General features: G+C 53.2%; 25 protein-coding genes. 14 read left to right on the forward strand and 11 right to left on the reverse strand.

Features of this window, described 5'->3' with window-relative positions; genetic code table 11:
* Positions 1–2 precede the first annotated feature (2 nt).
* Positions 3–857 (forward strand): L-ribulose-5-phosphate 3-epimerase, encoded by an 855-nt coding sequence (locus tag FDW92_RS03935; protein ID WP_042312788.1) that lies wholly within the window; start codon positions 3–5, stop codon positions 855–857.
* Positions 857–1,543, forward strand: a complete 687-nt coding sequence (locus FDW92_RS03940) for an L-ribulose-5-phosphate 4-epimerase (protein WP_042312786.1) — start codon at positions 857–859, stop codon at positions 1,541–1,543. Before FDW92_RS03935 ends, FDW92_RS03940 begins: the two co-directional genes overlap by 1 nt.
* Before the next feature lie 62 nt (positions 1,544–1,605).
* On the opposite strand, the gene FDW92_RS03945 is transcribed toward FDW92_RS03940, so the two are convergent.
* Positions 1,606–2,799, reverse strand: coding sequence for an MFS transporter (locus FDW92_RS03945; RefSeq protein ID WP_042312784.1), 1,194 nt, complete (start codon positions 2,797–2,799; stop codon positions 1,606–1,608).
* 171 nt (positions 2,800–2,970) lie between these two features.
* Positions 2,971–3,246, reverse strand: a complete 276-nt coding sequence (gene yjfY / locus FDW92_RS03950) for a DUF1471 family protein YjfY (protein WP_003025668.1) — start codon at positions 3,244–3,246, stop codon at positions 2,971–2,973.
* Between the two features lie 298 nt (positions 3,247–3,544).
* On the opposite strand from yjfY, the gene FDW92_RS03955 reads away from it, so the two are divergent.
* From FDW92_RS03955 to FDW92_RS03980, 6 genes are all read left to right on the forward strand, one after another.
* Positions 3,545–4,309 carry a TSUP family transporter gene (locus FDW92_RS03955; protein ID WP_042312783.1) on the forward strand — a complete coding sequence of 255 codons (765 nt, stop codon included), beginning with the start codon at positions 3,545–3,547 and terminating at the stop codon, positions 4,307–4,309.
* A 158-nt stretch (positions 4,310–4,467) separates the two neighbouring features.
* The gene (rpsF, locus tag FDW92_RS03960) at positions 4,468–4,863 is read left to right on the forward strand and encodes a 30S ribosomal protein S6 (RefSeq protein WP_003025672.1); all 396 of its coding nucleotides are present in this window, start codon (positions 4,468–4,470) and stop codon (positions 4,861–4,863) included.
* Positions 4,864–4,869: 6 nt separating this feature from the next.
* Entirely contained in the window at positions 4,870–5,184 is a 315-nt protein-coding gene (gene priB / locus FDW92_RS03965; RefSeq protein WP_006686338.1) for a primosomal replication protein N, read from the forward strand.
* Positions 5,185–5,188: 4 nt separating this feature from the next.
* Positions 5,189–5,416 (forward strand): 30S ribosomal protein S18, encoded by a 228-nt coding sequence (rpsR, locus tag FDW92_RS03970; RefSeq protein ID WP_000135199.1) that lies wholly within the window; start codon positions 5,189–5,191, stop codon positions 5,414–5,416.
* A gap of 41 nt (positions 5,417–5,457) precedes the next feature.
* Entirely contained in the window at positions 5,458–5,907 is a 450-nt protein-coding gene (gene rplI / locus FDW92_RS03975; protein WP_003025676.1) for a 50S ribosomal protein L9, read from the forward strand.
* Positions 5,908–6,048: 141 nt separating this feature from the next.
* Positions 6,049–6,972: a DMT family transporter gene (locus tag FDW92_RS03980; RefSeq protein ID WP_042312780.1), complete on the forward strand. Its 924-nt coding sequence runs from the start codon at positions 6,049–6,051 to the stop codon at positions 6,970–6,972.
* A 47-nt stretch (positions 6,973–7,019) separates the two neighbouring features.
* Here the strand turns inward: FDW92_RS03980 and FDW92_RS03985 are convergent, their stop codons facing one another.
* Positions 7,020–7,664, reverse strand: a complete 645-nt coding sequence (locus FDW92_RS03985) for an OapA family protein (RefSeq protein WP_042312778.1) — start codon at positions 7,662–7,664, stop codon at positions 7,020–7,022.
* A gap of 219 nt (positions 7,665–7,883) precedes the next feature.
* On the opposite strand from FDW92_RS03985, the gene fklB reads away from it, so the two are divergent.
* Positions 7,884–8,504, forward strand: a complete 621-nt coding sequence (gene fklB, locus FDW92_RS03990) for an FKBP-type peptidyl-prolyl cis-trans isomerase (RefSeq protein ID WP_038642968.1) — start codon at positions 7,884–7,886, stop codon at positions 8,502–8,504.
* 308 nt (positions 8,505–8,812) lie between these two features.
* Positions 8,813–10,222 (forward strand): D-serine/D-alanine/glycine transporter, encoded by a 1,410-nt coding sequence (cycA, locus tag FDW92_RS03995; protein WP_137400548.1) that lies wholly within the window; start codon positions 8,813–8,815, stop codon positions 10,220–10,222.
* Between the two features lie 83 nt (positions 10,223–10,305).
* On the opposite strand, the gene ytfE is transcribed toward cycA, so the two are convergent.
* On the reverse strand, positions 10,306–10,968 hold the full coding sequence (ytfE, locus tag FDW92_RS04000; RefSeq protein WP_042312776.1) for an iron-sulfur cluster repair protein YtfE: 663 nt from the start codon (positions 10,966–10,968) through the stop codon (positions 10,306–10,308).
* A gap of 244 nt (positions 10,969–11,212) precedes the next feature.
* On the opposite strand from ytfE, the gene FDW92_RS04005 reads away from it, so the two are divergent.
* Entirely contained in the window at positions 11,213–12,784 is a 1,572-nt protein-coding gene (locus FDW92_RS04005; protein ID WP_042312774.1) for a methyl-accepting chemotaxis protein, read from the forward strand.
* A gap of 61 nt (positions 12,785–12,845) precedes the next feature.
* Here the strand turns inward: FDW92_RS04005 and FDW92_RS04010 are convergent, their stop codons facing one another.
* The 3 genes from FDW92_RS04010 to FDW92_RS04020 form a co-directional block, all read right to left on the reverse strand.
* Positions 12,846–13,814 (reverse strand): DMT family transporter, encoded by a 969-nt coding sequence (locus FDW92_RS04010; RefSeq protein WP_042312773.1) that lies wholly within the window; start codon positions 13,812–13,814, stop codon positions 12,846–12,848.
* A gap of 76 nt (positions 13,815–13,890) precedes the next feature.
* Positions 13,891–14,715 (reverse strand): AraC family transcriptional regulator, encoded by an 825-nt coding sequence (locus FDW92_RS04015; protein WP_042312873.1) that lies wholly within the window; start codon positions 14,713–14,715, stop codon positions 13,891–13,893.
* An 81-nt stretch (positions 14,716–14,796) separates the two neighbouring features.
* Positions 14,797–15,645 carry an SDR family oxidoreductase gene (locus FDW92_RS04020; RefSeq protein WP_042312771.1) on the reverse strand — a complete coding sequence of 283 codons (849 nt, stop codon included), beginning with the start codon at positions 15,643–15,645 and terminating at the stop codon, positions 14,797–14,799.
* A gap of 90 nt (positions 15,646–15,735) precedes the next feature.
* On the opposite strand from FDW92_RS04020, the gene FDW92_RS04025 reads away from it, so the two are divergent.
* Positions 15,736–16,116, forward strand: coding sequence for a helix-turn-helix domain-containing protein (locus FDW92_RS04025; protein WP_042312871.1), 381 nt, complete (start codon positions 15,736–15,738; stop codon positions 16,114–16,116).
* A 47-nt stretch (positions 16,117–16,163) separates the two neighbouring features.
* On the opposite strand, the gene cpdB is transcribed toward FDW92_RS04025, so the two are convergent.
* Positions 16,164–18,107 carry a 2',3'-cyclic-nucleotide 2'-phosphodiesterase gene (gene cpdB / locus FDW92_RS04030; RefSeq protein ID WP_137400549.1) on the reverse strand — a complete coding sequence of 648 codons (1,944 nt, stop codon included), beginning with the start codon at positions 18,105–18,107 and terminating at the stop codon, positions 16,164–16,166.
* A 186-nt stretch (positions 18,108–18,293) separates the two neighbouring features.
* Here cpdB and cysQ point away from each other — a divergent pair, with 186 nt between their 5' ends.
* Positions 18,294–19,034 carry a 3'(2'),5'-bisphosphate nucleotidase CysQ gene (cysQ, locus tag FDW92_RS04035; RefSeq protein WP_042312766.1) on the forward strand — a complete coding sequence of 247 codons (741 nt, stop codon included), beginning with the start codon at positions 18,294–18,296 and terminating at the stop codon, positions 19,032–19,034.
* Here cysQ and FDW92_RS04040 read toward each other — a convergent pair.
* Complete coding sequence (locus FDW92_RS04040) at positions 19,024–19,581, reverse strand: YtfJ family protein (RefSeq protein ID WP_042312764.1); 558 nt, start codon at positions 19,579–19,581, stop codon at positions 19,024–19,026. The two genes, cysQ and FDW92_RS04040, sit on opposite strands and share 11 nt — an antisense overlap.
* A gap of 327 nt (positions 19,582–19,908) precedes the next feature.
* On the opposite strand from FDW92_RS04040, the gene FDW92_RS04045 reads away from it, so the two are divergent.
* The gene (locus FDW92_RS04045) at positions 19,909–20,115 is read left to right on the forward strand and encodes a DUF1107 domain-containing protein (protein ID WP_003025710.1); all 207 of its coding nucleotides are present in this window, start codon (positions 19,909–19,911) and stop codon (positions 20,113–20,115) included.
* A 67-nt stretch (positions 20,116–20,182) separates the two neighbouring features.
* On the opposite strand, the gene FDW92_RS04050 is transcribed toward FDW92_RS04045, so the two are convergent.
* The gene (locus tag FDW92_RS04050; RefSeq protein WP_003025713.1) at positions 20,183–21,523 is read right to left on the reverse strand and encodes a hemolysin family protein; all 1,341 of its coding nucleotides are present in this window, start codon (positions 21,521–21,523) and stop codon (positions 20,183–20,185) included.
* Between the two features lie 151 nt (positions 21,524–21,674).
* The gene (gene msrA / locus FDW92_RS04055; RefSeq protein WP_042312762.1) at positions 21,675–22,313 is read right to left on the reverse strand and encodes a peptide-methionine (S)-S-oxide reductase MsrA; all 639 of its coding nucleotides are present in this window, start codon (positions 22,311–22,313) and stop codon (positions 21,675–21,677) included.
* Positions 22,314–22,411: the final 98 nt, after the last annotated feature.

Genomic DNA, 22,411 nt, shown 5'->3' on the forward strand with positions numbered 1-22,411 from the left:
CTATGTTGTCGAAACAGGTCCCGCTCGGTATTTATGAAAAAGCGCTCCCCGGAGGGAAGTGCTGGCTGGATCGCTTGCGGCTGGCGAAAGAGTTAGGTTTTGACTTTGTCGAAATTTCGGTTGATGAAACCGACGCCCGCCTTGCGCGCCTTGACTGGGGCCGCGAGCAGCGTCTGGCGCTGGTGGCCGCCATCGCCGAAACGGGAGTACGCGTCCCTTCTATGTGCCTGAGCGCTCACCGCCGTTTCCCGCTGGGGAGCGAAGATGATGCGGTGCGCGATCAGGGACTGGCGATCATGCGGAAAGCCATTCAGTTTGCGCAGGATATTGGTATTCGCGTGATTCAACTGGCGGGTTATGACGTCTATTACCAGCAGGCCAATAACGAAACGCGTCGTCGATTTCGCGAGGGGCTAAAAGAGAGCGTTGAGATGGCGAGTCGCGCGCAGGTGACGCTGGCGATGGAAATCATGGATTATCCGTTGATGAATTCGATCAGTAAGGCGCTGGGTTATGCCCACTATCTCAATAATCCGTGGTTCCAGCTGTATCCCGATATTGGCAATTTGTCAGCGTGGGATAACGACGTACAGATGGAGCTACAGGCTGGAATAGGCCATATCGTGGCTGTCCACGTGAAGGACACCAAACCCGGCGTGTTCAAAAATGTGCCGTTTGGTGAAGGCGTTGTCGATTTTGAACGTTGTTTTACGACGCTCAAACAGAGTGGGTATTGCGGGCCATACCTGATTGAGATGTGGAGTGAAACGACGGACGATCCGGCGCATGAGGTGGCGAAGGCGCGCGATTGGGTGAAAGCGCGGATGGCCAGCGCAGGTCTGGTGGAGGCGGTGTAATGCAAAAACTTAAACAGCAGGTTTTTGAAGCCAACATGGATCTGCCGCGTTATGGGCTGGTGACGTTTACTTGGGGTAACGTCAGCGCCATCGACCGCGAACGGGGGCTGGTGGTGATTAAGCCCAGCGGCGTCGACTATCAAACGATGCAGGTTGACGACATGGTGATCGTGGATTTGGGTGGTAATGTGGTGGAAGGACGCTATCGTCCTTCTTCCGACACCGCCACTCATCTGGCGCTGTATCATCGCTATTCCTCTCTCGGCGGCGTGGTGCACACCCACTCAACCCACGCGACGGCGTGGGCGCAGGCAGGGCGGGCAATTCCGGCACTCGGCACGACGCATGCGGATTACTTCTTTGGTGATATCCCCTGCACGAGGGCATTAACTGAAGCAGAGGTTCAGGGCGAGTATGAGCTGAATACCGGCAAGGTGATTATCGAAACGCTGGGGAACGTGGAGCCTCTCCATACGCCCGGCGTGGTGGTGTATCAGCATGGCCCGTTTGCCTGGGGTAAAGATGCTCACGACGCGGTACACAACGCTGTGGTGATGGAAGAGGTCGCAAAAATGGCATGGATTGCGCGTGGCATTAATCCGGCTCTTAGCCCCATCGACAGTTATCTGATGAATAAACACTTCATGCGTAAGCACGGCCCAAACGCCTACTACGGGCAGAAGTAACGTCTTTGCCCCGGACAACGTGCATCTACGGATGTGCGTCACCGATCTGTTCGGGGCAATCTTCAGCGTTGCTGGTAAGCCGCTGGTGTAAATCGCATTCCTGCTAAAACTATCGCACAAATGACAGCACCAGCGTAAAACGTCGAGGCTGCGCCCATCGTTTCCCACAGAATGCCCGCGCCGGTACTGGCTAACAGTAGGGCGATGCCACTGATCAGATTAAACATACCGAAGGCTGTACCGCGTAGCTCTGCTGGCGCGGTATGCGCAATCATGGCAGCCAGCAAACCTTGCGTCATGCCCATATGAATCCCCCACAGTCCCACGCCTATCAGTAACGTGCTCCAGTGGTGACTCAGCGCCAGAGTGATATCCGCCGCGATCAGGACCAGCAGGCCCGCCTGTAACATGCGGGTGTGGTTCATGCTGTCAGACATTTTACCAAAAGGATAAGCCGACAGACTGTAGACCAGATTCATGGCGACCATCACCAGCGGAATGGCAAACAGCGGGATATCCATTTGATATGCGCGTAACACGAGAAACGCCTCGCTAAAGCGGGCGAGCGTAAAGAGCGCGCCCAGTCCCACGACCCACCAGTAGGCTGCACTCAACTTTTTCAGGTTTTCCCGTCGTAACGGATTGGTGCGTTTATTAGTGACGGGGGTTTTCGGTTCACTCAGGCCAAACCATAGCAGGGTGATAGAGAGCACCCCTGGGATGACGGCAACCCAGAAGATAGTGTGAAAATCGTTGTTCCAGAGCAGCATTAGCCCGACGGCGAGCAGGGGGCCCAGAAATGCGCCAATGGTATCCAAAGACTGGCGCAGACCATAGGCGGCACCGCGGATCTCGGACGGGGTGACATCTGCGACTAACGCATCCCTGGGGGCGCCGCGAACACCTTTACCCACACGATCAATCATGCGAGCGCTGAATACCATGCCTGATGAGCCCGCCATCGCGAACAGGGGCTTACTTAGTGCCCCCAAACCATAACCGAGCATCGCCAGCCCTTTGCGCTTTCCCAGATAATCACTGAGGACGCCGGAAAAAACCTTAATGATGAGCGCGGTGGCTTCAGCTAATCCTTCAATCAGGCCAATGATAATGACGCTGGCTCCCAGCGTGGTTGCCATAAACAACGGCAGCAGGCTATGGATCATTTCGGAGGAGACATCCATGAGCAGACTCACGCCGCCCAGCACCCAAACGCCTTTTGGTATGCGATTCAGCGTCGCATAGCGTGCAAACATGGTTTCGCTCCAGAGAATCAGTTCGGTAATGCTTTATTTAATCAGTAAATGATGACCAGGATAAGATACAAAGAAAAATAATTCTCATTTACCTGATGCGCAAAAAAAAAGCCCCCGGTGAAGGGGGCAAGTCAAACTGTGGCAATGTTCTCGTTGGTTATTTGCGGGTAGCTAGCGATAAATGTCTGCACTGGCGTGCATATTTCCGTTACTACCGGGCTCCCTGGTGAGGATCACGTGGTAGTATGTTGCGCCTTGCGCATCGGTCTCTTCATTCAGGGCCTGAGTGGCTTCACTTTCAGTGGCGAAGTTATGATTTATGTAAATAACGCCTAAGCTCTGCACATCATCCATATTCCTGGCCTGATGATTGTCAATTTTGATGGCTGCCGTTGCATTTGCACTGAGCAAAAGCACAGCCAGAAGGGTCAAAACACGGGCTCGCATATGTACCTCCTCGACTGCGGTCTCTGGTTGCCTCTCTCCTGTGAGTGATGAGCTTCTGATGTAATTTTAACCGCTACCGGCGCAGGCGTTAGCGACCATTTCTGATGCAGTTGTTCAAAAAATTACCGCATGCCCACCTTTTCTTTTATTTACAGGTAACTGATAGATACCGCTGCGTTAAAAAATACCTGTCTTTCGCGCACAAGCTCTTACCAAATAGTCAATTTAAACGGATGGGTACCCCGTCTATAGTGGACCGGATAAGTAATATAACTTTATGATAATAAGGCAAAAACTTATGGATACTTCATTCATGGATTTCAGCTACTTCGTGATTATGTTTATGGTCGCGCTGGTGGCTGGCTTTATTAACGTGGTGTCGGGCGGCGGCGGGTTTCTCTCTATTGGCGCACTGTTAATTTCTGGTTTACCCCCGGCGAACGCGCTGGCAACCAATAAAATTCAGGCGCTGGGCAGTTCGCTGACCTCCGGTATTTACTTTTTACGCCGGGGACATATCAATGTGCAGGAGCACAAGTACGTCTTCCTGTCTGCTTTTATCGGCTCAGCGTTAGGCACGACGCTCATTCAGTTCATTGAACCGGAAGTGTTGAAAAAACTGCTTCCGGTACTGATTATCGCCGTCGCCATCTACTTTATTTCTGCTCCCAACCTCAGCGAACCGAAGAGAAAGCAGCAGGTATCCCTGTTTTTCTTTTCCCTGATCTGCGGCGGCTGCATAGGCTTTTATGATGGATTTCTTGGCGCTGGTGCTGGCTCCTTTTATACGCTCTGCTATATCCTGTTGTGGGGATACAGCATCGATAAGGCGCAAATTCACTCGAATTTTATTAACCTTGCATCGAACATCGCCTCGATTTTGTTCTTCATTTTCGGCGGCAAAATGATCTGGTCGCTGGGACTGGTGATGTTTGCCGGGCAGTCCCTCGGCGCGCGCCTTGGCGCAACGGTGGTACTGACGCGCGGGAAGAAAGTTATCCGGCCGATGATTGTCATTGTCTCTATTTGCATCAGCGTCAAGATGCTGCTGGATATGTATTAATCGCGGCATGGTAAATAATCGTACAAGCACCTTGAGTTTACCGGCTGACCCCAGTATTATGACGCGTCATTTTTCAGCCGACCTTTAACACGTTCCTTGCCTCCATGGGCCTCGGCTGACCCAGACAGGAGGCTGAATAATCCGTAAGGAGCAATTCGATGCGTCATTACGAAATCGTTTTTATGGTCCATCCTGACCAGAGCGAACAGGTTCCGGGTATGATCGAACGCTACACTGCTGCCATCACTGGTGCAGAAGGCACGATCCACCGTCTGGAAGACTGGGGCCGCCGTCAGCTGGCTTACCCGATCAACAAACTGCACAAAGCTCACTACGTTCTGATGAACGTTGAAGCGCCGCAGGAAGTGATCGATGAGCTGGAAACTACCTTCCGCTTCAACGATGCCGTTATCCGCAGCATGGTTATGCGTACTAAACACGCTGTTACCGAAGCATCTCCGATGGTTAAAGCGAAAGACGAGCGCCGTGAGCGTCGCGATGATTTCGCAAACGAAACCGCAGATGATGCTGAAGCTGGGGATTCTGAAGAGTAATTTCTGATGACCAACCGTCTGGCGTTGTCCGGCACCGTGTGCAGGGCCCCCCTTCGAAAGGTCAGTCCATCAGGAATTCCTCATTGCCAGTTCGTGCTTGAGCATCGTTCTGTGCAGGAGGAAGCCGGGTTTCACCGGCAGGCGTGGTGCCAAATGCCCGTTATTGTTAGCGGACACGAAAACCAGGCCATTACTCACAGTATAACGGTCGGTAGCGCAGTAACCGTTCAGGGGTTCATCTCTTGCCATAAGGCAAAGAACGGCCTGAGCAAAATGGTTCTGCATGCCGAGCAGATTGAATTGATAGATTCTGGAGACTAGCCATATGGCACGTTATTTCCGTCGTCGCAAGTTCTGCCGTTTCACCGCGGAAGGCGTTCAAGAGATCGACTATAAAGATATCGCTACGCTGAAAAACTACATCACCGAAAGCGGTAAGATTGTCCCAAGCCGTATCACCGGTACCCGTGCAAAATACCAGCGCCAGCTGGCTCGCGCTATCAAACGCGCTCGCTACCTGTCCCTGCTGCCGTACACTGATCGTCATCAGTAATCGGTCACGGTCCATTAATACGACTTTGAGAGGATAAGGTAATGCAAGTTATTCTGCTTGATAAAGTAGCAAACCTGGGTAGCCTGGGTGATCAGGTTAACGTTAAAGCGGGCTATGCTCGTAACTTCCTGGTACCACAGGGTAAAGCTGTTCCTGCTACCAAGAAAAACGTTGAATTTTTCGAAGCGCGTCGCGCTGAGCTGGAAGCTAAACTGGCTGACGTACTGTCCGCTGCTGAAGCTCGTGCTGAGAAAATCAACGCACTGGAAACCGTAACCATCGCGTCTAAAGCAGGCGACGAAGGTAAACTGTTCGGTTCCATCGGTACTCGCGACATCGCTGACGCTGTAACTGCAGCTGGCGTTGAAGTAGCTAAGAGCGAAGTTCGTCTGCCGAACGGCGTTCTGCGTACCACTGGCGAGCACGAAGTGAGCTTCCAGGTTCACAGCGAAGTGTTTGCTAAGCTGACTGTAAACGTAGTTGCAGAATAAGTTTTTATTCTGATAACCGCGTAAAAGCGCCGGCCCTGTGCCGGCGTTTTGCTTTTCTGTTCCCCGCTTTTCTCTCTGGCTATTCTTTGTCCTTTTCGGGATAATTACAAAAATAAAACATTATTTCAAAGTGGTGATGGAATGGAACCAACGCACCAACCTCTGTTTGCGCGTAAAAATGTTGTCTATCTGAGCGCGGCGTTCTGCTGCTTGCTGTGGGGAAGCGCCTATCCGGCGATCAAAAGCGGATATGAAATCTTCCAGATTGCCACGGATGACATCCCCTCGAAAATTGTCTTTGCCGGCTATCGCTTTCTGTTTGCGGGATTATTGCTGCTCCTGCTGGCGATGGCGCAACGTAAACCGATTGGCCGGTTAAGCCCGCGTCAATATGGTCAGCTCACGCTGTTGGGGCTGACGCAGACTTCGCTGCAATATATTTTCTTTTATATTGGCCTGGCGTTCACCACGGGGGTGAAAGGGTCCATCATGAACGCGACAGGCACGTTCTTCAGCGTGCTGCTGGCGCATTTTATCTATCAGAACGATAAACTCAGTTACAACAAGGCGCTGGGTTGTATCCTGGGCTTTCTCGGCGTGATGGTGGTGAACTTTAACAGCGGGCTGGATTTTAGCTTCAGCCTGTTAGGAGACGGCTCGGTAGTGATGGCGGCCTTTATTCTCTCCGCTGCTACGTTATACGGTAAACGTATTTCTCAGACGGTGGACCCGACGGTAATGACGGGGTATCAGCTGGGCGGTGGCGGTCTGGCGCTGGTGATCGGCGGTTACGCTTTTGGTGGCACGCTGACCGTACACGGCGCGTCTTCGTTGGCGATTCTGGGCTACCTGACGTTGCTCTCTTCGGTGGCATTTGCCTTGTGGAGTATTTTGCTTAAGCACAACCGCGTGGGGATGATTGCGCCGTTTAACTTCCTGATCCCGGTGTCGGGGGCGGTGCTGTCGGCGATTTTCCTCGGCGAAAATATTCTCGAATGGAAATATGCAGTAGCGTTGGTGCTGGTCTGTTCGGGGATCTGGTGGGTGAACAAGGTGAAACGCTAACGCTTCACCTTGCTGCCTGATGGCACTGCGCTTATCAGGTGTGCTGGCTATCGGGCGCGAATAAAACTGCCGTTAGGCTGGCGGGTAAACAGGACCTGCTGGCCATTACCCGTATCGATGGTTAACCCTGTCACTACGCCACTGGCATTCTGCCTGATCTGCACCATCTGTCCGTCTTTCAAATTGCTCAGCGGTTTTCCGGCACCTTCTACCTGCGCCATGGCGTACACATCGGTTGGCGGGAGATTATGGTCACGGAATACCTGGGCCAGCGTTTTACCCGAATCTACGCGGTAGGAACGCCACTGCTGGTCAATCCCGCTATCCGGCTGGAAAGGTTGTGTCTGGGATTGCTGGGCCTGCGGCTGTGCGTCTGGTTCCCCCTCCTGGATGGGTTCCGGCGCAACCGGCGCGACCTGGCCAGGATCGTTTTGCGGGGCGACCAGTTGTGCCTGAAGTTGAGCCTCTGTCGGCGGCTGTGACTGCGACTGCAAATCCAACTGGGCAGTACGCGTGACCACTGGCGCATCGCTGGTGTCGCTGGAAGGGAGCAGGAAACCGATCACCAGCACGATAGCAGCAGCAATAATGCCGCGGCGGTGCATCGGCGGCAGCGGGTCCATAATGCGAAAATTGTCCGGTGCATGCCAGATTTTCGCCAGGGTTGGTTTTAATTCAAAGCGCCCGGGCATGGCTTTCCTCCTGCTCCGCGTCTCGTTCCTCAGTCATAGAGTATAGATCGCTAACTCTATGATACTTGTTCGGGTACCCGCTTTCGTGACATTCATGCGGACAATAGTCATTGTTTCTTTTTCCTCGCGATTTGTCATCAGTTCCCGAGACAAAGTTTTACCGGATGCGGCATGGCTGATATGCTGCCCGCTACTTTACATCCGATGAAAGGAAATATGATGGCTACCCCGACTTTTGACACTATCGAAGCGCAAGCAAGCTACGGCATTGGTTTGCAGGTAGGACAGCAGCTGAGCGAATCCGGACTGGAAGGGCTGTTGCCTGAAGCGCTGGTAGCGGGTATCGCTGACGCGCTGGAAGGCAAGCATCCGGCAGTGCCTGTTGATGTTGTGCATCGCGCACTGCGTGAAATCCATGAACGTGCAGATGCAGTTCGTCGCGAGCGTTTCCAGGCTATGGCCGCTGATGGCGTTAAATATCTGGAAGAAAACCGTGAGAAAGAGGGTGTGAACAGCACTGAATCCGGTTTGCAGTTCCGTGTTCTGACCCAGGGCGAAGGTGCTATCCCGGCACGCACTGACCGTGTTCGCGTGCACTACACCGGTAAACTGATCGACGGTACCGTGTTTGACAGCTCTGTCGCACGTGGCGAACCGGCTGAATTCCCGGTTAACGGCGTCATCCCAGGCTGGATTGAAGCGCTGACTCTGATGCCGGTGGGTTCCAAATGGGAACTGACTATTCCTCAGGAACTGGCTTACGGCGAGCGTGGCGCTGGCGCGTCCATTCCTCCGTTCAGCACGCTGGTATTCGACGTTGAACTGCTTGAGATTCTGTAAGCAGTGACTTCTGTTCCCCCCGAGGCCGGGGGGAGCAAAGAAATAGCGTGAAAAGCTATAGTTACGCTGTTGTCGATATTTTATATTGCAAATGCTTCACCAGCGTGTATTTTTGTGAACTGATTCGCGCTATCAGAGTGATATGACACTCACTTTAAACATTAAATTAACATTATATCTAAATCTTAGTATTCATCCCGCCAATTCTTACCTAATATCGATGAGTCCTGATAACAGGATCGTCGTATCATAGACACATTAAAGGCCGTAGAGCCTGAACAACACAGACAGGTACAGGAAGAAAAAACATGGTAGATCAGGTAAAAGTCGAAGCCGCAGAAGAGGCTTCGTCTGAACAGTCGCTACGGCGCAATCTCACAAACCGTCATATTCAACTTATTGCCATTGGCGGCGCTATCGGTACCGGCCTGTTTATGGGTTCCGGTAAAACCATTAGTCTCGCCGGACCGTCGATCATCTTTGTGTATATGATCATCGGTTTTATGCTGTTTTTCGTGATGCGCGCAATGGGAGAGTTGTTGCTCTCGAATCTGGAGTACAAATCCTTTAGTGATTTTGCCTCCGACCTGCTCGGGCCATGGGCCGGGTATTTTACCGGTTGGACTTACTGGTTCTGTTGGGTTGTTACCGGGATGGCAGACGTTGTCGCCATTACCGCGTATGCGCAATTCTGGTTCCCCGAACTCTCAGACTGGGTCGCCTCGCTGGCGGTGATCGTGCTACTGCTGAGCCTTAACCTCGCCACGGTAAAAATGTTCGGTGAGATGGAGTTCTGGTTCGCGATGATCAAAATTGTTGCCATTATCGGTCTGATTGTCGTTGGCCTGGTGATGGTACTGACGCACTTTCAGTCGCCAACCGGCGTTCAGGCATCGTTCACGCATCTGTGGAATGACGGTGGCTGGTTCCCGAAAGGGCTGAGCGGCTTCTTTGCCGGCTTCCAGATTGCGGTGTTCGCGTTTGTGGGCATTGAACTGGCGGGGACAACCGCTGCGGAAACCAAAGATCCGGAGAAATCTCTGCCGCGCGCCATTAACTCGATCCCGATCCGTATCATCATGTTCTACGTTTTTGCGCTGATTGTGATTATGTCCGTCACGCCGTGGAGCTCGGTGGTGCCATCCAAGAGCCCATTCGTTGAACTGTTTGTCCTGGTCGGTCTGCCCGCGGCGGCGAGCCTGATCAACTTTGTGGTGCTAACTTCTGCGGCCTCTTCTGCAAACAGCGGCGTGTTCTCTACCAGCCGCATGCTGTTTGGTCTGGCGCAGGAAGGCGTGGCGCCTAAAGCGTTTGCCAAGCTGTCTAAACGCGCGGTTCCGGCGAAAGGTTTAACCTTCTCCTGCATCTGCCTGTTGGGCGGCGTGGTGATGCTGTATGTGAATCCGAGCGTGATTGGCGCGTTCACCATGATCACCACCGTGTCGGCGATTTTGTTCATGTTCGTCTGGACCATCATTCTTTGCTCGTACCTGGTGTACCGTAAGCAGCGTCCGCACCTGCATGAAAAATCAATCTACAAGATGCCGCTCGGTAAGCTGATGTGCTGGGTATGTATGGCGTTCTTTGTTTTCGTACTGGTACTGCTGACGCTGGAAGAAGATACCCGCCAGGCGCTGATCGTGACGCCGCTGTGGTTCATCGCGCTGGGTCTGGGCTGGTTGTTTATCGGTAAGAAACGTATGGCAGGCGTGCGTTAAGCGTAGCCATATCGGACACAAAAAAGGCCACATAAGCAGTGGCCGAATTCGGACTTCAGGAAGGCGCTCTCGGGCGCCTTTTTTTATTCACCAGCGAGGGCACGCGGGAACAACACATTATTTTCCAGACTGATGTGTTCCATCAGGTCGTCGATCATCTCGTTAATGCCGTTATACATGGCTTTCCAGGTAGTGCAGGCTTCTGGCGGCGGCGTCACGTTGTGGGTGATGTGTTTGATCACTTCGACCAGTTCACCGGCATCGTCATGCTCGCTTTCCATGACGCTGATTGGTCCCGTCGCCTGGCTACCCATGCCCTGTTTAATCATCGGGAACAGGATTTGCTCTTCCTTCATCATGTGGCTGGACAGCTCTTCATGCAGCATGCTCAGGTTCTTCGCCAGACCGCGCGGTACGTTCGGTTTGTCTGCGTGAACGCGTTCAACTTTCGTGGCCTGCAGGATCAGTTCCGGCAGCTGTTCGCGATGTCTGTCGTGATAACGCACGATGATATGGTCGATGATTTCAGCCAGCGCCACGGTACGCCAGTCTTTCTCCAGCGGCTGTTCAGCCAGCTGCGCGAGCTGCGCCTCAATAACGTCTAAATCCAGCTCTTTACGCGCAGCAGCGCGTGCCAGCGTTTGCTTACCGCCACAGCAGTAATCCATATCGTATTTACGAAACAGGGCCGAAGCGCGAGGAATAGAGAGCGCCAGTTCACCTAAAGGTTGATCGCGATAAGACATTGCCGTTACCTCATTCTCAATAATATAAGATGTATTTTAAATGCATCTTATAAGGAAGGCTATAACCCTTTCGGGGTGGGGTGTTTTGTGATGAGCATCACAAAAATTTCTTATTTCGTTAAGGTGCTGAATCTTATTGGAAAGGAGAGATACGGCGAAAAAAGCTGCGCCAGAGAATTAAATAAGCGCACGCCGCTGCCGATAGTTAGACCTCAGACAATACCTGCATAATAAAAGGCAACAGATGTTCAAACGAATTAAAGTGATAACCTTACTTATCACCGTGCTACTCGCGCTGGGCGCGATGCAGCTCATCTCCGCAGGCGTCTTTATTGGCGCACTCAATAACGATAAACAGAACTTTAATATCTCTCAGCTTTCCAGTCAGAACGTGGCTGAATTTACCGATGCGTGGATTAGCCTGAACCAGGCTCGCGTCACGCTCAACCGGGGTATGCTGCGTTTACAGGGAACGATGGCCAGCAAGATCAACGGCGGTCAGTTGAAAGAGCTGGTGAACACGGCGAATCGTCTGCTGGCCGAGTCGAAAGAGCATTACGATAAATACTACGCCCTGCCAGAAACGCCGGGGCTGGATGAGCGTCTGGCCGATCGACTGGAAGAACAGTACGGCATCTATTCTGCGACGCTGGCTAAAATGAACGCGCTGCTGGCTGAAGGTAAGCTGGAAGAGATGTTCAAGCAGAATGCTGAGCAGAAGCAGACTGCCATGCAGGAAGTGTATCGGGAATGGCGTACCGCGCAAACGGCGTTGGCCACGGCCGGCGTGCAGGACAATGAGAGTGATTACCGCAAGATAATCTGGCTGTTGTCTGCCGTGATGTTGACTGTCGTCACTGTGATTGTCGCCAGTTGGCTGGCGATGCAGCGCGTGTTGCTCAAGCCGCTCCACGAGGTGATGGGACATATTCGCCACATCGCTGCGGGTGACCTGACGCATAGCATCAACGCCGATGGCAGCAATGAAATGGCGCTGCTGGCAAGTAATGTGCGTGACATGCAACAGGCGCTGGCGAATACGGTCAGCGTGGTGCGTGACGGGGCTGACACTATCTACACCGGCGCGGGTGAAATTGCCGCAGGCAGTAACGATCTCTCTTCACGTACCGAGCAGCAGGCTGCCTCTCTGGAAGAGACCGCTGCCAGCATGGAACAACTCACCGCCACCGTGAAGCAGAACGCAGATAACGCGCGTCAGGCGACCAGTCTGGCAAAAAATGCCTCACAGACGGCGTTGAAAGGTGGAACCGTGGTTGATGGCGTGGTGCGTACTATGGACGAAATCGCCACCAGTTCCAGCAAAATCGCGCAAATTACCACTGTTATCGACGGTATTGCCTTCCAGACCAATATTCTGGCGCTGAACGCGGCGGTAGAAGCGGCGCGTGCGGGCGAACAGGGCCGTGGTTTTGCCGTGGTCGCTGGCGAAGTTCGTACTCTGGCGCAGCGTAGCGCTCAGGCGGCAAAAGAGATTAAGGCGCTGATTGATGACTCGGGCAATCGGGTCAATGCCGGTGCGGCGCTGGTGCATGAAGCAGGCGAAACGATGGCGGAGATTGTCAGCGCCGTGACCCGCGTGACCGACATTATGGGCGAAATTGCCTCTGCTTCTGATGAACAGAGCCGGGGTATCGATCAGGTAGGCCAGGCCGTTGCCGAGATGGATCGCGTGACGCAGCAAAATGCTTCGCTGGTGGAGGAGTCCGCTTCCGCTGCCGCCGCGCTTGAAGAGCAGGCAGCACGACTGAACCAGACCGTGGCGGTATTTAAAGTGTCGCGCCGGATGACGGCGTAAACGCCTTATCCGGCCTACATGAGATCGTACAGTCCTTGTAGGCCTGATAAGCGCAGCGCCATCAGGCATCCCCTGAAACCGGCACTACCGCCGGTTTCTGCGGTTTTGACCGCACCGCAATTACCACGCCTGTTACCAGTAGCGCAATACCGCTTAGCGTCAGCAGCGGCGGAAAATCCTGGCGCAGCATAAAGGTATACAGCAGGCCAGCCAGCGTTTCGAAGACAATCAGCGGGCCGAGGATCACCGTCGGCAGCTTCTGGCTGGCGACGTTCCAGCACAGCGCGCCCACCCACGAACACAATACCGCAATAGCTATCATCAGGCCGATAAACACATCCGGACGCGGGCCGAAGGGCAGGGCGAAACCTGGCGTTTGCCCATGCAGCCACAGACATGCTGCAATGTACCCCAGCAGAGAAACGGGCAGCGTCACCAGCGCCTGAGCCGTCGCCCACATCATCGGATGCTTATCTGGATTCTCGCGCAGCCAGCGGGCATTACGCAGTGCATACCACGCCCAGCACACCACTGAGACAAGCGCCAGCACGATACCAGAGCCATAACGCCATCCGCTGAAATCGGGTAATCCCTGGTTCAGCTCCGAGATATTCACGCACAGCAGGCCAATAGCAATCAATATCAGCGCAGGTGACAGACGCCACCAGGATAATTTACCGTCACGCTGGCTATAGAGCAGGTTGGCGAAGACCGGGATCACCACCGGTAATGTACCAATAATCATCGTTGATACCGGCGCGCCGGTACGCTGGATGGCGCTGGCCAGGCAAACGTAATAAATCAGGTTACCCATCATCGTTAGCGCCAGCGCTGTTATCCAGTCTTTATCCGTCAGCTGGCGCAGACGCGCGCGTCCCAGCCAGGCGATCGGCACAGCGATCAGCCCCAGCGCCAGATAGCGTCCCATCGACTGTAACACCGCTGGGTATTCCGGCACGATCAGCGGCCCGACAAAAATTAATCCCCACATCAGCCCTGCCAGCAGGGCGTACAGCACGCCGCTAATCATTGTTAACATCCACATCATTAAACATTGCGTTGAGTGTAGGCAGGGAGAGTGCAGCCGTATTGTATGAGATTGCGCATTAGCGCGAATAAACCTGCTTCTGATAACGTACCGGCGTAATGCCGTAGCGATGAGTAAATGCGCGGGTGAGATGCGACTGGTCGGTCAAACCGGTTGCGGCAGCGACCTCTGCGGCGGGCATTCCGTGAGTGAGAAAACCTTTGGCGCGCCACAGGCGAATGGCCATCAGCATTTGGTGCGGCGTAACGTGGAAATGAGATTTAAACTGGCGTTGAAAATGCCAGGGACTCAGTGAGGCAACCCGCGCCAGTTCGTCGAGCGTTATCGGGTGCATGTAATTATCATGCAGATACTCGCGTACCCGTTCAAAGCGATGCGCCCCTTCTGCAGATGTTGGCGCATGGCGGGCCAGCGGCTGGAAGGTGTCGATCAGATCGAGCAATAACCCTTTTTGCGCCAGCGCATCCTCCGTGTTCCACAGGCCGTGGATCAGCGAGCAGATCTGCCGCGAGCGCAGCGGATCGTGGCGCGTTACGTCATGAAACCACCAGTGGCGGATTCCGGTGACCTCTTCCAGAAGATCGGGCTCAAGATAGATCATCCGATAGCGCCAGCCATCGGCGGTTTCGGCTTCGCCGGTATGCAACTCATCGGGATTCATGGTGACGACAGAATGGGCGGGCGCGACGTACTGCGTACCACGATAGCGAAAACGTTCGGCTCCGGCTTCTATCGCGCCAATGCCAAACGCTTCATGGGTATGTGGTTCAAAGGCGTAACGTGAGATGTGCGCATGATACAGCTCAACGCCCGGCACCTGCGGCAGATGGCGAAAGCGGGCGCTGTCTTTTTCATCAATAAACTGCTCAGGTACACCTTGCACGTTTTCTCTCCCCACGCATCATCCTGTCATTATCAGAGAGGATGCGCGGGGATGCCACCACAATTAACTAATTTTTAACACTTATACGATGCTTTTGACGCTGTCAGCCAATGATGTGGTTGGGCGACCAATCAGTTTGCTCAGCGTATGGCTGTCATCGAACAGACCGCCTTTAGAGGCACCAACGTCAGAATCAGCCAGCATCTCCGCCAGCCCGGCAGGCAGACCAAAGCCTTTCAGCGCTGCGGCAAAATCAGCTTCGCTCAGGTTCTGATACCCCACTTTTTTACCACTCTGTTTTGCCAGCTCGGCAGCCAACTGGCTCAGGGTCCAGCCTGCGTCGCCCGCCAGCTCATAGGTTTTACCGGAATGACCGTCTTCACTGATGACGCGCGCGGCGGCAGCGGCATAGTCGGCGCGGGTCGCTGAGGCGATTTTGCCTTCACCTGCAGCCCCGATAAACACACCGTGTTCCAGTGCAGCCGGTGCGCTGGCGAGATAGTTTTCGGTGTACCAGCCGTTACGCAGCAGCGCGTAGGCGATACCGGATTCAGCCAGCATCTTCTCGGTTGCCACATGCTCATCAGCCAGCCCCAGCGGGGAGGTGTCGGCGTGCAGCAGGCTGGTGTAGGCGATAAATTTCACGTGGGCAGCCTTTGCTGCATTAATCACGTTGCGATGCTGCGGGGCACGTTGTCCCACTTCGCTCGACGAGATTAGCAGTAGCTTGTCAATACCCTGTAAGGCAGCCGTCAAGGCGGCTTCATCGCTGTAATCCGCCTGGCGAACGGTAATGCCCTGCTGGCTAAGCGCCGTCGCTTTAGAGGGATTACGCACAATTGCCACAATCTGGCTGGCAGGAACGGTTTTCAGTAGCGATTCAATAACGTGTTGGCCCAGTTGGCCGGTGGCACCGGTAATTGCGATCATGGGGTAACTCCTTGGTATTGGTCTTGTGTTTAATCACGCTAACACTTAAACTAACTTTTAGTAAGTACGCACAAAAAGGTTAGTATGAAAATGACAGCGTCGACGCTCTCCCAGCAATTACGCGATGGCAATTTGTTTGCCGAACAGTGTCCCTCCCGCGAGGTGTTAAAACACGTCACCAGCCGCTGGGGCGTGTTAATTCTGGTGGCGCTGCGCGACGGTACGCACCGCTTTAGCGATTTGCGCCGTAAGATGGGCGGCGTCAGCGAAAAGATGCTGGCGCAATCGCTTCAGGCGCTTGAGCAGGACGGGTTTATCAATCGAGTCTCTTATCCGGTGGTGCCGCCGCATGTGGAATATAGCCTGACGCCGTTGGGTGAGCAGGTGAGCGATAAAGTTGCCGCGCTGGCGGACTGGATAGAACTGAATTTGCCGCAGGTTTTGGCGCAGCGAGATGAGCGGGCTGCGTAGTTTTGTAGGCCGGATAAGACGCTGTTGCGTCGCATCCGGCACGAAAGTTACTTACTCAAATCCAGCTGATAAATCGCAAAGCCGATATCATCGGTCGCGACTTTCTTCAGCGGATACTGGCCTTTCTCTTTAATAAATGCAGCGGCTTTATCAGACGGTGATGTTTCAAAGCGAATATCCAGTGGTGTGTCGCTATGAATTGGCGCCAGACGCCAGTTGTTATCTGCCGCCGGGTGAATTTCACCGGCACGCTTCGTCTCAGCACCAATCCACGCGGCCAGCACCGAGCGGTTTTCATCCGGAGAAGCAAACGCGATGTGGCTGTCGCCGGTTCCGGCAAACTTACCGCCGTAGGCGCGGTAGTTGTTGGTCGCGACGAGGAAGATGGCGTTAGGGTCGACAGGCTTACCGTTAAAGGTCAGATTCTTAATCCGCTCTGCTTTTGGGTTGATGGTCTGGCACTCGCCGTCGTAGCGGGCGGGTTGTGAAACATCAATCTGATAATTCACGCCGTCAATCACGTCGAAATTATAGGTACGGAAGCCATCCCAGTTAATCAACGACTGTGGTTTGCTGCTGTGGATATCAATCTGATTGAACTGCCCGGCGGAACATTCCAGCCACTCTTTCACCTCTTTACCGCTGGCTTTCACCACCACCAGAGTGTTGGGATAGAGATACAAATCAGCGGCGTTACGGAAGGTTAACTGGCCTTTTTCGACTTCTACGAAGCTGGCCGGATCGTTCTTGCGTCCACCGACCTTAAACGGCGCGGCGGCGGAAAGTACCGGCAGTTTTGCCAGATCCGGATCGCCCTGAATAAAGTGTTCCACATAGGCTTTCTGCGCGTTGTTCACCACCTGTACGGTCGGGTCATCCTGTACCAGCGCCAGATAGCTGTACATGTTGTCGGCGGATTTACCGATCGGTTTGCTGACAAACTCACGCGTGGCGTCGTGATCGGCTTTCAGGATCTCAACGATTTTTTTGTCTTCTGCTGCCAGTGATTTTTTGGCTGCGGCGTCATAGATCGGGCGCGCCTCGGCTTTCGCCTGAGTGACCTGCCATTTACCGCTGTCGTTATTCAGCACTAAATCCACCACGCCCAGGTGATCGCCCCACATACCCGGCATCACCGCAGGAACCCCATTCAGCGTACCTTTTGTGATATCTGCGCCTTTTATATTGGCAAAGTCTTTACCTGGGAAGACGGCGTGAGCGTGACCAAACATAATGGCATCCACGCCCGGTACTTCGCTGAGGTAATAAACGGAGTTTTCCGCCATCGTCTGATACGGGTCGGCAGAAAGCCCGGAGTGAGCAACCACCACCACGACATCAGCGCCTTTTTTCCGCATTTCCGGCACATACTTACGTGCGGTTTCGGTGATGTCATTTACCGTCACTTTGCCGCTGAGGTTGGCTTTATCCCAGGTCATGATTTGTGGTGGCACGAAGCCGATATAGCCAATCTTCAGCGTCTGCTTGTTACCTTCCTGGTCAATTACCTCAGTGTCTTTGATCAGATAAGGCGTAAACAGCGGCTTTTTGGTCTTAACGTCGATGATATTGGCGTTAACGTAGGGGAACTTCGCTCCGGCCAGCGCGTTGTGCAGATACTCCAGACCGTAGTTGAATTCATGATTGCCGAGGTTACCTACCGCGTAATCCAGAGTATTCAGCGCCTTATATACCGGGTGAGTTTCGCCCGCTTTCAGCCCTTTGGCCGCCATGTAATCCCCGAGCGGGCTGCCCTGAATCAGATCGCCATTATCAACCAGCACGCTGTTTTTGACTTCACCACGCGCGGCGTTGATCAGACTTGCCGTACGCACCAGGCCAAATTTTTCAGTCGGCGTGTCTTTGTAATAATCGAAATCCATCATATTGCTATGTAAATCAGTGGTTTCCATTATTCGCAGATCGACGGTCGCGGCATTCACGCTGGCTGCAATCAGCGTTGCCAGAAGCGTTGCACTAAACTTAATCATCAGGGGCATCCTTTTAAGATCTAAGCCACAAAAGAAAATGTATATAAATCTTCTTGCTTACAGAACTGTGAATCATGACATGAATATAGCGTTTAAAACCGCAGACGCTATCACAGTTGGCGGATCCCCTGACGATCGGGTATAAGTAAAACAACGAGTTAACACCACTGACAAACGAGGTGGAGAATGTTAGAACATGTATGCCAGCTTGCACGGAACGCGGGCGATGCCATTATGCAGGTCTACGATGGAATCAAACCGATGGAGATTACCAGCAAGCAGGATGATTCTCCGGTCACGGCGGCGGATATCGCTGCGCATACGGTGATCCTCGAAGGATTACAGGCGCTGACGCCGGATATTCCGGTTCTGTCTGAAGAAGCCCCTCCTGGCTGGGATGTTCGCCAGCACTGGCAGCGCTACTGGCTGGTCGATCCGTTGGACGGTACCAAAGAGTTTATTAAACGTAACGGTGAATTTACCGTCAATATTGCGCTGATTGAGCAGGGAAAGCCGGTGCTTGGTGTGGTTTACGCGCCAGTAATGAAGGTCATGTACAGTGCGGCAGAAAGTAAAGCGTGGAAAGAAGAGTGCGGTGTGCGCAAACAAATCCAGGTACGTGACGCGCGTCCACCGCTGGTGGTGATTAGCCGTTCGCATGCCGACAATGAGTTAAAAGAGTATCTGCAACAACTGGGCGAGCACCAGACCACGTCGATTGGATCGTCGCTGAAATTCTGCCTGGTGGCGGAAGGGCGCGCGCAGCTGTATCCGCGTTTTGGGCCAACTAACGTCTGGGACACTGCCGCTGGCCACGCCGTTGCCGCCGCAGCCGGAGCGCACGTTCACGACTGGCAGGGGAAACCTCTGGACTATACCCCACGTGAATCGTTCCTCAACCCCGGCTTCCGCGTCTCTATTTACTGAGCAATTTGTGCAGCAGGGTAATCACCTGCTGCACCTCTTCCTGCGTTAATGCGCCATCTTTTGCCCACTGTACGCGTCCGTCCTTATCGAGTACCGCAATAGCTGAGCTTTCTTCATCCAGTTGCCAGGCTTTACGCGCAATGCCGTTGCTGTCGACGATAAATTGTGACCATGGGTAGAGCTTCTTATTGCTCTCCAGACTGCTGCGCACAAACATACCGGAGCCAGGAATGGCGTCATCCGTGTTGACGATAGTGGTGGTCTGGTATTTGTCGTGCGGCAGGTTCGCCGCTTTGATGGCTTCAATCAGGTTCGCGTTTTTCTCTTTGGCGGAGGTGCGTCCGGCAATGTGTTGCACAATGCGTACTTTGCCGGGCAGTTGCGCGCTATTCCAGCTTTTGTAGCTAAACTTATCGTTATCGAGAATCAGTTCGCCGCGATCGGCGATCCCCACCGGCGGTACGCGCTGGTCAGTCTCAAACTTATGGGCGGAGGCAATCATCGGCAGCAGCAGGCACGACAGCGCCAGCAGTTTTCGTAAGGTCATAGGTTTTCCTTCTTTCTTTATTTTGCAGGTGATCCGACCACTTGGGCCTGGAATTTAATCATATGTGCGATTGATGCTTTTTCCCGCAAGCGCGATGCCAGTTTGCGGACGGGCGCACAAATCCTGCGAAAATCGAAGGCTTATACTGAAGACAGCGAAGCGTTGAAAAGATAATTCTGAATAATTGTAACTGGAAGGTAAATAAACTTATACACGCTGGAAACATCAACGAGATAGTCTATAGTCATAGGGCATTAAAATTTGCGCCTGAGGATTGTCGGACCGATTGTGGTACCGCAAAGGCGTAATGCTCAGCAGGAGACAACAATGAAAATTTTCCAACGATACAACCCGCTGCAGGTGGCGAAGTACGTGAAGATCCTGTTTCGTGGACGGTTATATATCAAGGATGTAGGCGCTTTTGAATTTGATAAGGGTAAGATTCTTATCCCAAAAGTGAAGGACAAGCTGCATTTTTCCGTGATGTCCGAAGTTAACCGTCAGGTCTTGCGTCTGCAAACTGAGATGGCTTGATCAAAGTGCTATGCGGTAGTTAAAAAAACGGCTCCAGGACAGGAGCCGTTGATGTTTCTGCAAGGCGCTATGACGCCTTTGCCTCTTCCTTCGCATCCGGCAGTTTCGGTACCAGAACGGTAGGTTTACTGTCCAGACGCGTCACCAGCAGCTGATCGATCTTGTAGTTATCGATATCCACTACTTCAAATTTGTAGCCTGAATACTTCACCGAGTCGGTGCGTTTCGGGATTTTACGCAACATGAACATCATAAAGCCGCCGATGGTTTCATAGTTGCCGGACTGCGGGAATTCGTCGATATCCAGGACGCGCATGACGTCATCAATCGGCGTACCGCCGTCGACTAACCATGAGTTTTCATCACGCGCCACGATCTGCTCTTCCAGGCCCTGACCGACTAAATCGCCCATCAGCGTCGTCATCACATCGTTGAGCGTGATAATCCCCACCACCAATGCATACTCGTTCATGATGACGGCAAAATCTTCGCCTGCGGTTTTGAAGCTTTCCAGCGCTTCAGAGAGCGTCAGCGTATCCGGGACAATCAGCGTATTGCGGATCTGCACGCCGCTGTTCAGCGCCATACTCTGGTTGGCCAGCACGCGGTTGAGGAGATCCTTTGAATCGACATAGCCAATGATGTGATCGATATCTTCGTTACACACCAGAAATTTGGAGTGCGGATGTTCCGCCACTTTGTTCTTCAGGCTCTGCTCGTCTTCGTGAAGATCGAACCAGATAATATTCTCGCGCGAGGTCATTGAAGACGGTACGGTGCGGGATTCCAGTTCGAACACATTTTCAATCAGCTCATGTTCCTGCTTGCGCAGAACACCCGCCAGCGCACCTGCTTCGACCACGGCGTAAATGTCGTCTGACGTGATGTCATCTTTACGCACCATCGGAATTTTAAACAGGCGGAAAATGTTATTTGCCAGACCGTTAAAGAACCATACCAATGGGCGGAAGACCAGCAGACAGAAGCGCATCGGGTTGATGATACGCAAAGCCACAGCTTCTGGCGCAATCATACCGATGCGTTTCGGGGTTAAATCCGCGAACAGGATGAACAGGCCAGTAACCAGTGAGAAGGACAGAATAAAACTTAACTGTTCGGACAGCTCTGGAGCGAAGTACTTTGAGAACAGGCTGTAAAACGCCGGGGAAAAGGCCGCATCACCAACGATACCGCCGAGAATGGCGACCGCGTTTAGGCCAATCTGCACCACGGTAAAAAACATGCCGGGGTTTTCCTGCATCTTCAAAACACGCTGTGCGTTCACATTGCCTTCATCGGCAAGCAGCTTAAGTTTGATTTTGCGTGATGCGGCAAGCGAGATCTCGGATATCGAGAAAAACGCACTCACGGCGATCAGGCAGAGAATGACTAAAATACTGTTTAACATATCTTATCCGACCGTTCGGGTCAGATCCTCGGAAGGGAGAAGTTGATAAATCCGTGTGAAATACACATTGAAAACCGGCTCGTGGAAGTGAGCCGGTAAATTCAGGAGCTAGTATAGCGTAAGGTACTGTAACGTCGCCAGAGGGGGAAATTTATCCTTGTGGTGGCAAACACACGCCAATCCCGCCAATTCCACAGTAGCCGTAAGGATTTTTGTGCAGATATTGTTGGTGATCGTCTTCGGCATAATAGAACGGGGTTGCCGTACTGATTTCCGTTGTAATGGTGCGCTCGTCGCCAGCGGCGGTCATCGCCGCCTGAAAACGCTCAAGGCTGGCCTGTGCCGCGGCGGTTTGCTCTGGCGTTAAGGGATAAATAGCGGAACGATACTGCGTACCGTGGTCGTTCCCCTGGCGCATACCTTGCGCCGGGTCGTGATTTTCCCAGAACACCTGCAGCAGTTGCTCGTAGCTGATAACATGCGGGTCATAGACGACGCGCACCGCTTCGGCATGCCCGGTATCGCCAGAACAGACTTCCCGATAGGTCGGGTTAGGGGTATAGCCGCCGGTGTATCCGGCTGCGGTGCTGTACACGCCGGGTAATGACCAGAATAAACGCTCCACGCCCCAGAAACATCCCATGGCGAAAAGGGCGATTTCCATACCGTCGGGCACGTTGGTCATCGAATGTTGGTTAACCGCATGCAGCGTTGCCACTGGCATCGGGGTGTTGCGTCCAGGTAGCGCATCTGCTTGAGTAACGAGATGCTTTCTATCAAATAAACTCATGGCCGTTCTCCCGAAATCAGTCATTTGGGTTAAGGTTGTAACGAGACGCGTCTTTGCCCACAATAAACGGCATGAATACGTCTAGAGTTAAACATAAG

This window comes from Citrobacter sp. wls706, from assembly GCF_005281305.1.
Lineage (GTDB): Bacteria > Pseudomonadota > Gammaproteobacteria > Enterobacterales > Enterobacteriaceae > Citrobacter > Citrobacter werkmanii.

Bases quoted from the DNA above. Each gene is read 5' to 3' on its own strand.
- priB (WP_006686338.1), top strand. From the start codon at position 4,870: ATGACCAACCGTCTGGCGTTGTCCGGCACCGTGTGCAGGGCCCCCCTT.
- FDW92_RS04040 (WP_042312764.1), bottom strand. From the start codon at position 19,581: ATGACCTTACGAAAACTGCTGGCGCTGTCGTGCCTGCTGCTGCCGATG.
- ytfE (WP_042312776.1), bottom strand. From the start codon at position 10,968: ATGTCTTATCGCGATCAACCTTTAGGTGAACTGGCGCTCTCTATTCCT.
- rpsR (WP_000135199.1), top strand. From the start codon at position 5,189: ATGGCACGTTATTTCCGTCGTCGCAAGTTCTGCCGTTTCACCGCGGAA.
- rplI (WP_003025676.1), top strand. From the start codon at position 5,458: ATGCAAGTTATTCTGCTTGATAAAGTAGCAAACCTGGGTAGCCTGGGT.
- cysQ (WP_042312766.1), top strand. From the start codon at position 18,294: ATGTTAGAACATGTATGCCAGCTTGCACGGAACGCGGGCGATGCCATT.
- cpdB (WP_137400549.1), bottom strand. From the start codon at position 18,107: ATGATTAAGTTTAGTGCAACGCTTCTGGCAACGCTGATTGCAGCCAGC.
- yjfY (WP_003025668.1), bottom strand. From the start codon at position 3,246: ATGCGAGCCCGTGTTTTGACCCTTCTGGCTGTGCTTTTGCTCAGTGCA.
- FDW92_RS03980 (WP_042312780.1), top strand. From the start codon at position 6,049: ATGGAACCAACGCACCAACCTCTGTTTGCGCGTAAAAATGTTGTCTAT.
- FDW92_RS04020 (WP_042312771.1), bottom strand. From the start codon at position 15,645: ATGATCGCAATTACCGGTGCCACCGGCCAACTGGGCCAACACGTTATT.
- FDW92_RS03985 (WP_042312778.1), bottom strand. From the start codon at position 7,664: ATGCCCGGGCGCTTTGAATTAAAACCAACCCTGGCGAAAATCTGGCAT.
- cycA (WP_137400548.1), top strand. From the start codon at position 8,813: ATGGTAGATCAGGTAAAAGTCGAAGCCGCAGAAGAGGCTTCGTCTGAA.
- FDW92_RS03955 (WP_042312783.1), top strand. From the start codon at position 3,545: ATGGATACTTCATTCATGGATTTCAGCTACTTCGTGATTATGTTTATG.
- FDW92_RS03935 (WP_042312788.1), top strand. From the start codon at position 3: ATGTTGTCGAAACAGGTCCCGCTCGGTATTTATGAAAAAGCGCTCCCC.
- FDW92_RS04050 (WP_003025713.1), bottom strand. From the start codon at position 21,523: ATGTTAAACAGTATTTTAGTCATTCTCTGCCTGATCGCCGTGAGTGCG.
- FDW92_RS04045 (WP_003025710.1), top strand. From the start codon at position 19,909: ATGAAAATTTTCCAACGATACAACCCGCTGCAGGTGGCGAAGTACGTG.
- FDW92_RS03940 (WP_042312786.1), top strand. From the start codon at position 857: ATGCAAAAACTTAAACAGCAGGTTTTTGAAGCCAACATGGATCTGCCG.
- FDW92_RS03945 (WP_042312784.1), bottom strand. From the start codon at position 2,799: ATGTTTGCACGCTATGCGACGCTGAATCGCATACCAAAAGGCGTTTGG.
- rpsF (WP_003025672.1), top strand. From the start codon at position 4,468: ATGCGTCATTACGAAATCGTTTTTATGGTCCATCCTGACCAGAGCGAA.
- msrA (WP_042312762.1), bottom strand. From the start codon at position 22,313: ATGAGTTTATTTGATAGAAAGCATCTCGTTACTCAAGCAGATGCGCTA.
- FDW92_RS04025 (WP_042312871.1), top strand. From the start codon at position 15,736: ATGACAGCGTCGACGCTCTCCCAGCAATTACGCGATGGCAATTTGTTT.
- FDW92_RS04005 (WP_042312774.1), top strand. From the start codon at position 11,213: ATGTTCAAACGAATTAAAGTGATAACCTTACTTATCACCGTGCTACTC.
- FDW92_RS04010 (WP_042312773.1), bottom strand. From the start codon at position 13,814: ATGATTAGCGGCGTGCTGTACGCCCTGCTGGCAGGGCTGATGTGGGGA.
- fklB (WP_038642968.1), top strand. From the start codon at position 7,884: ATGGCTACCCCGACTTTTGACACTATCGAAGCGCAAGCAAGCTACGGC.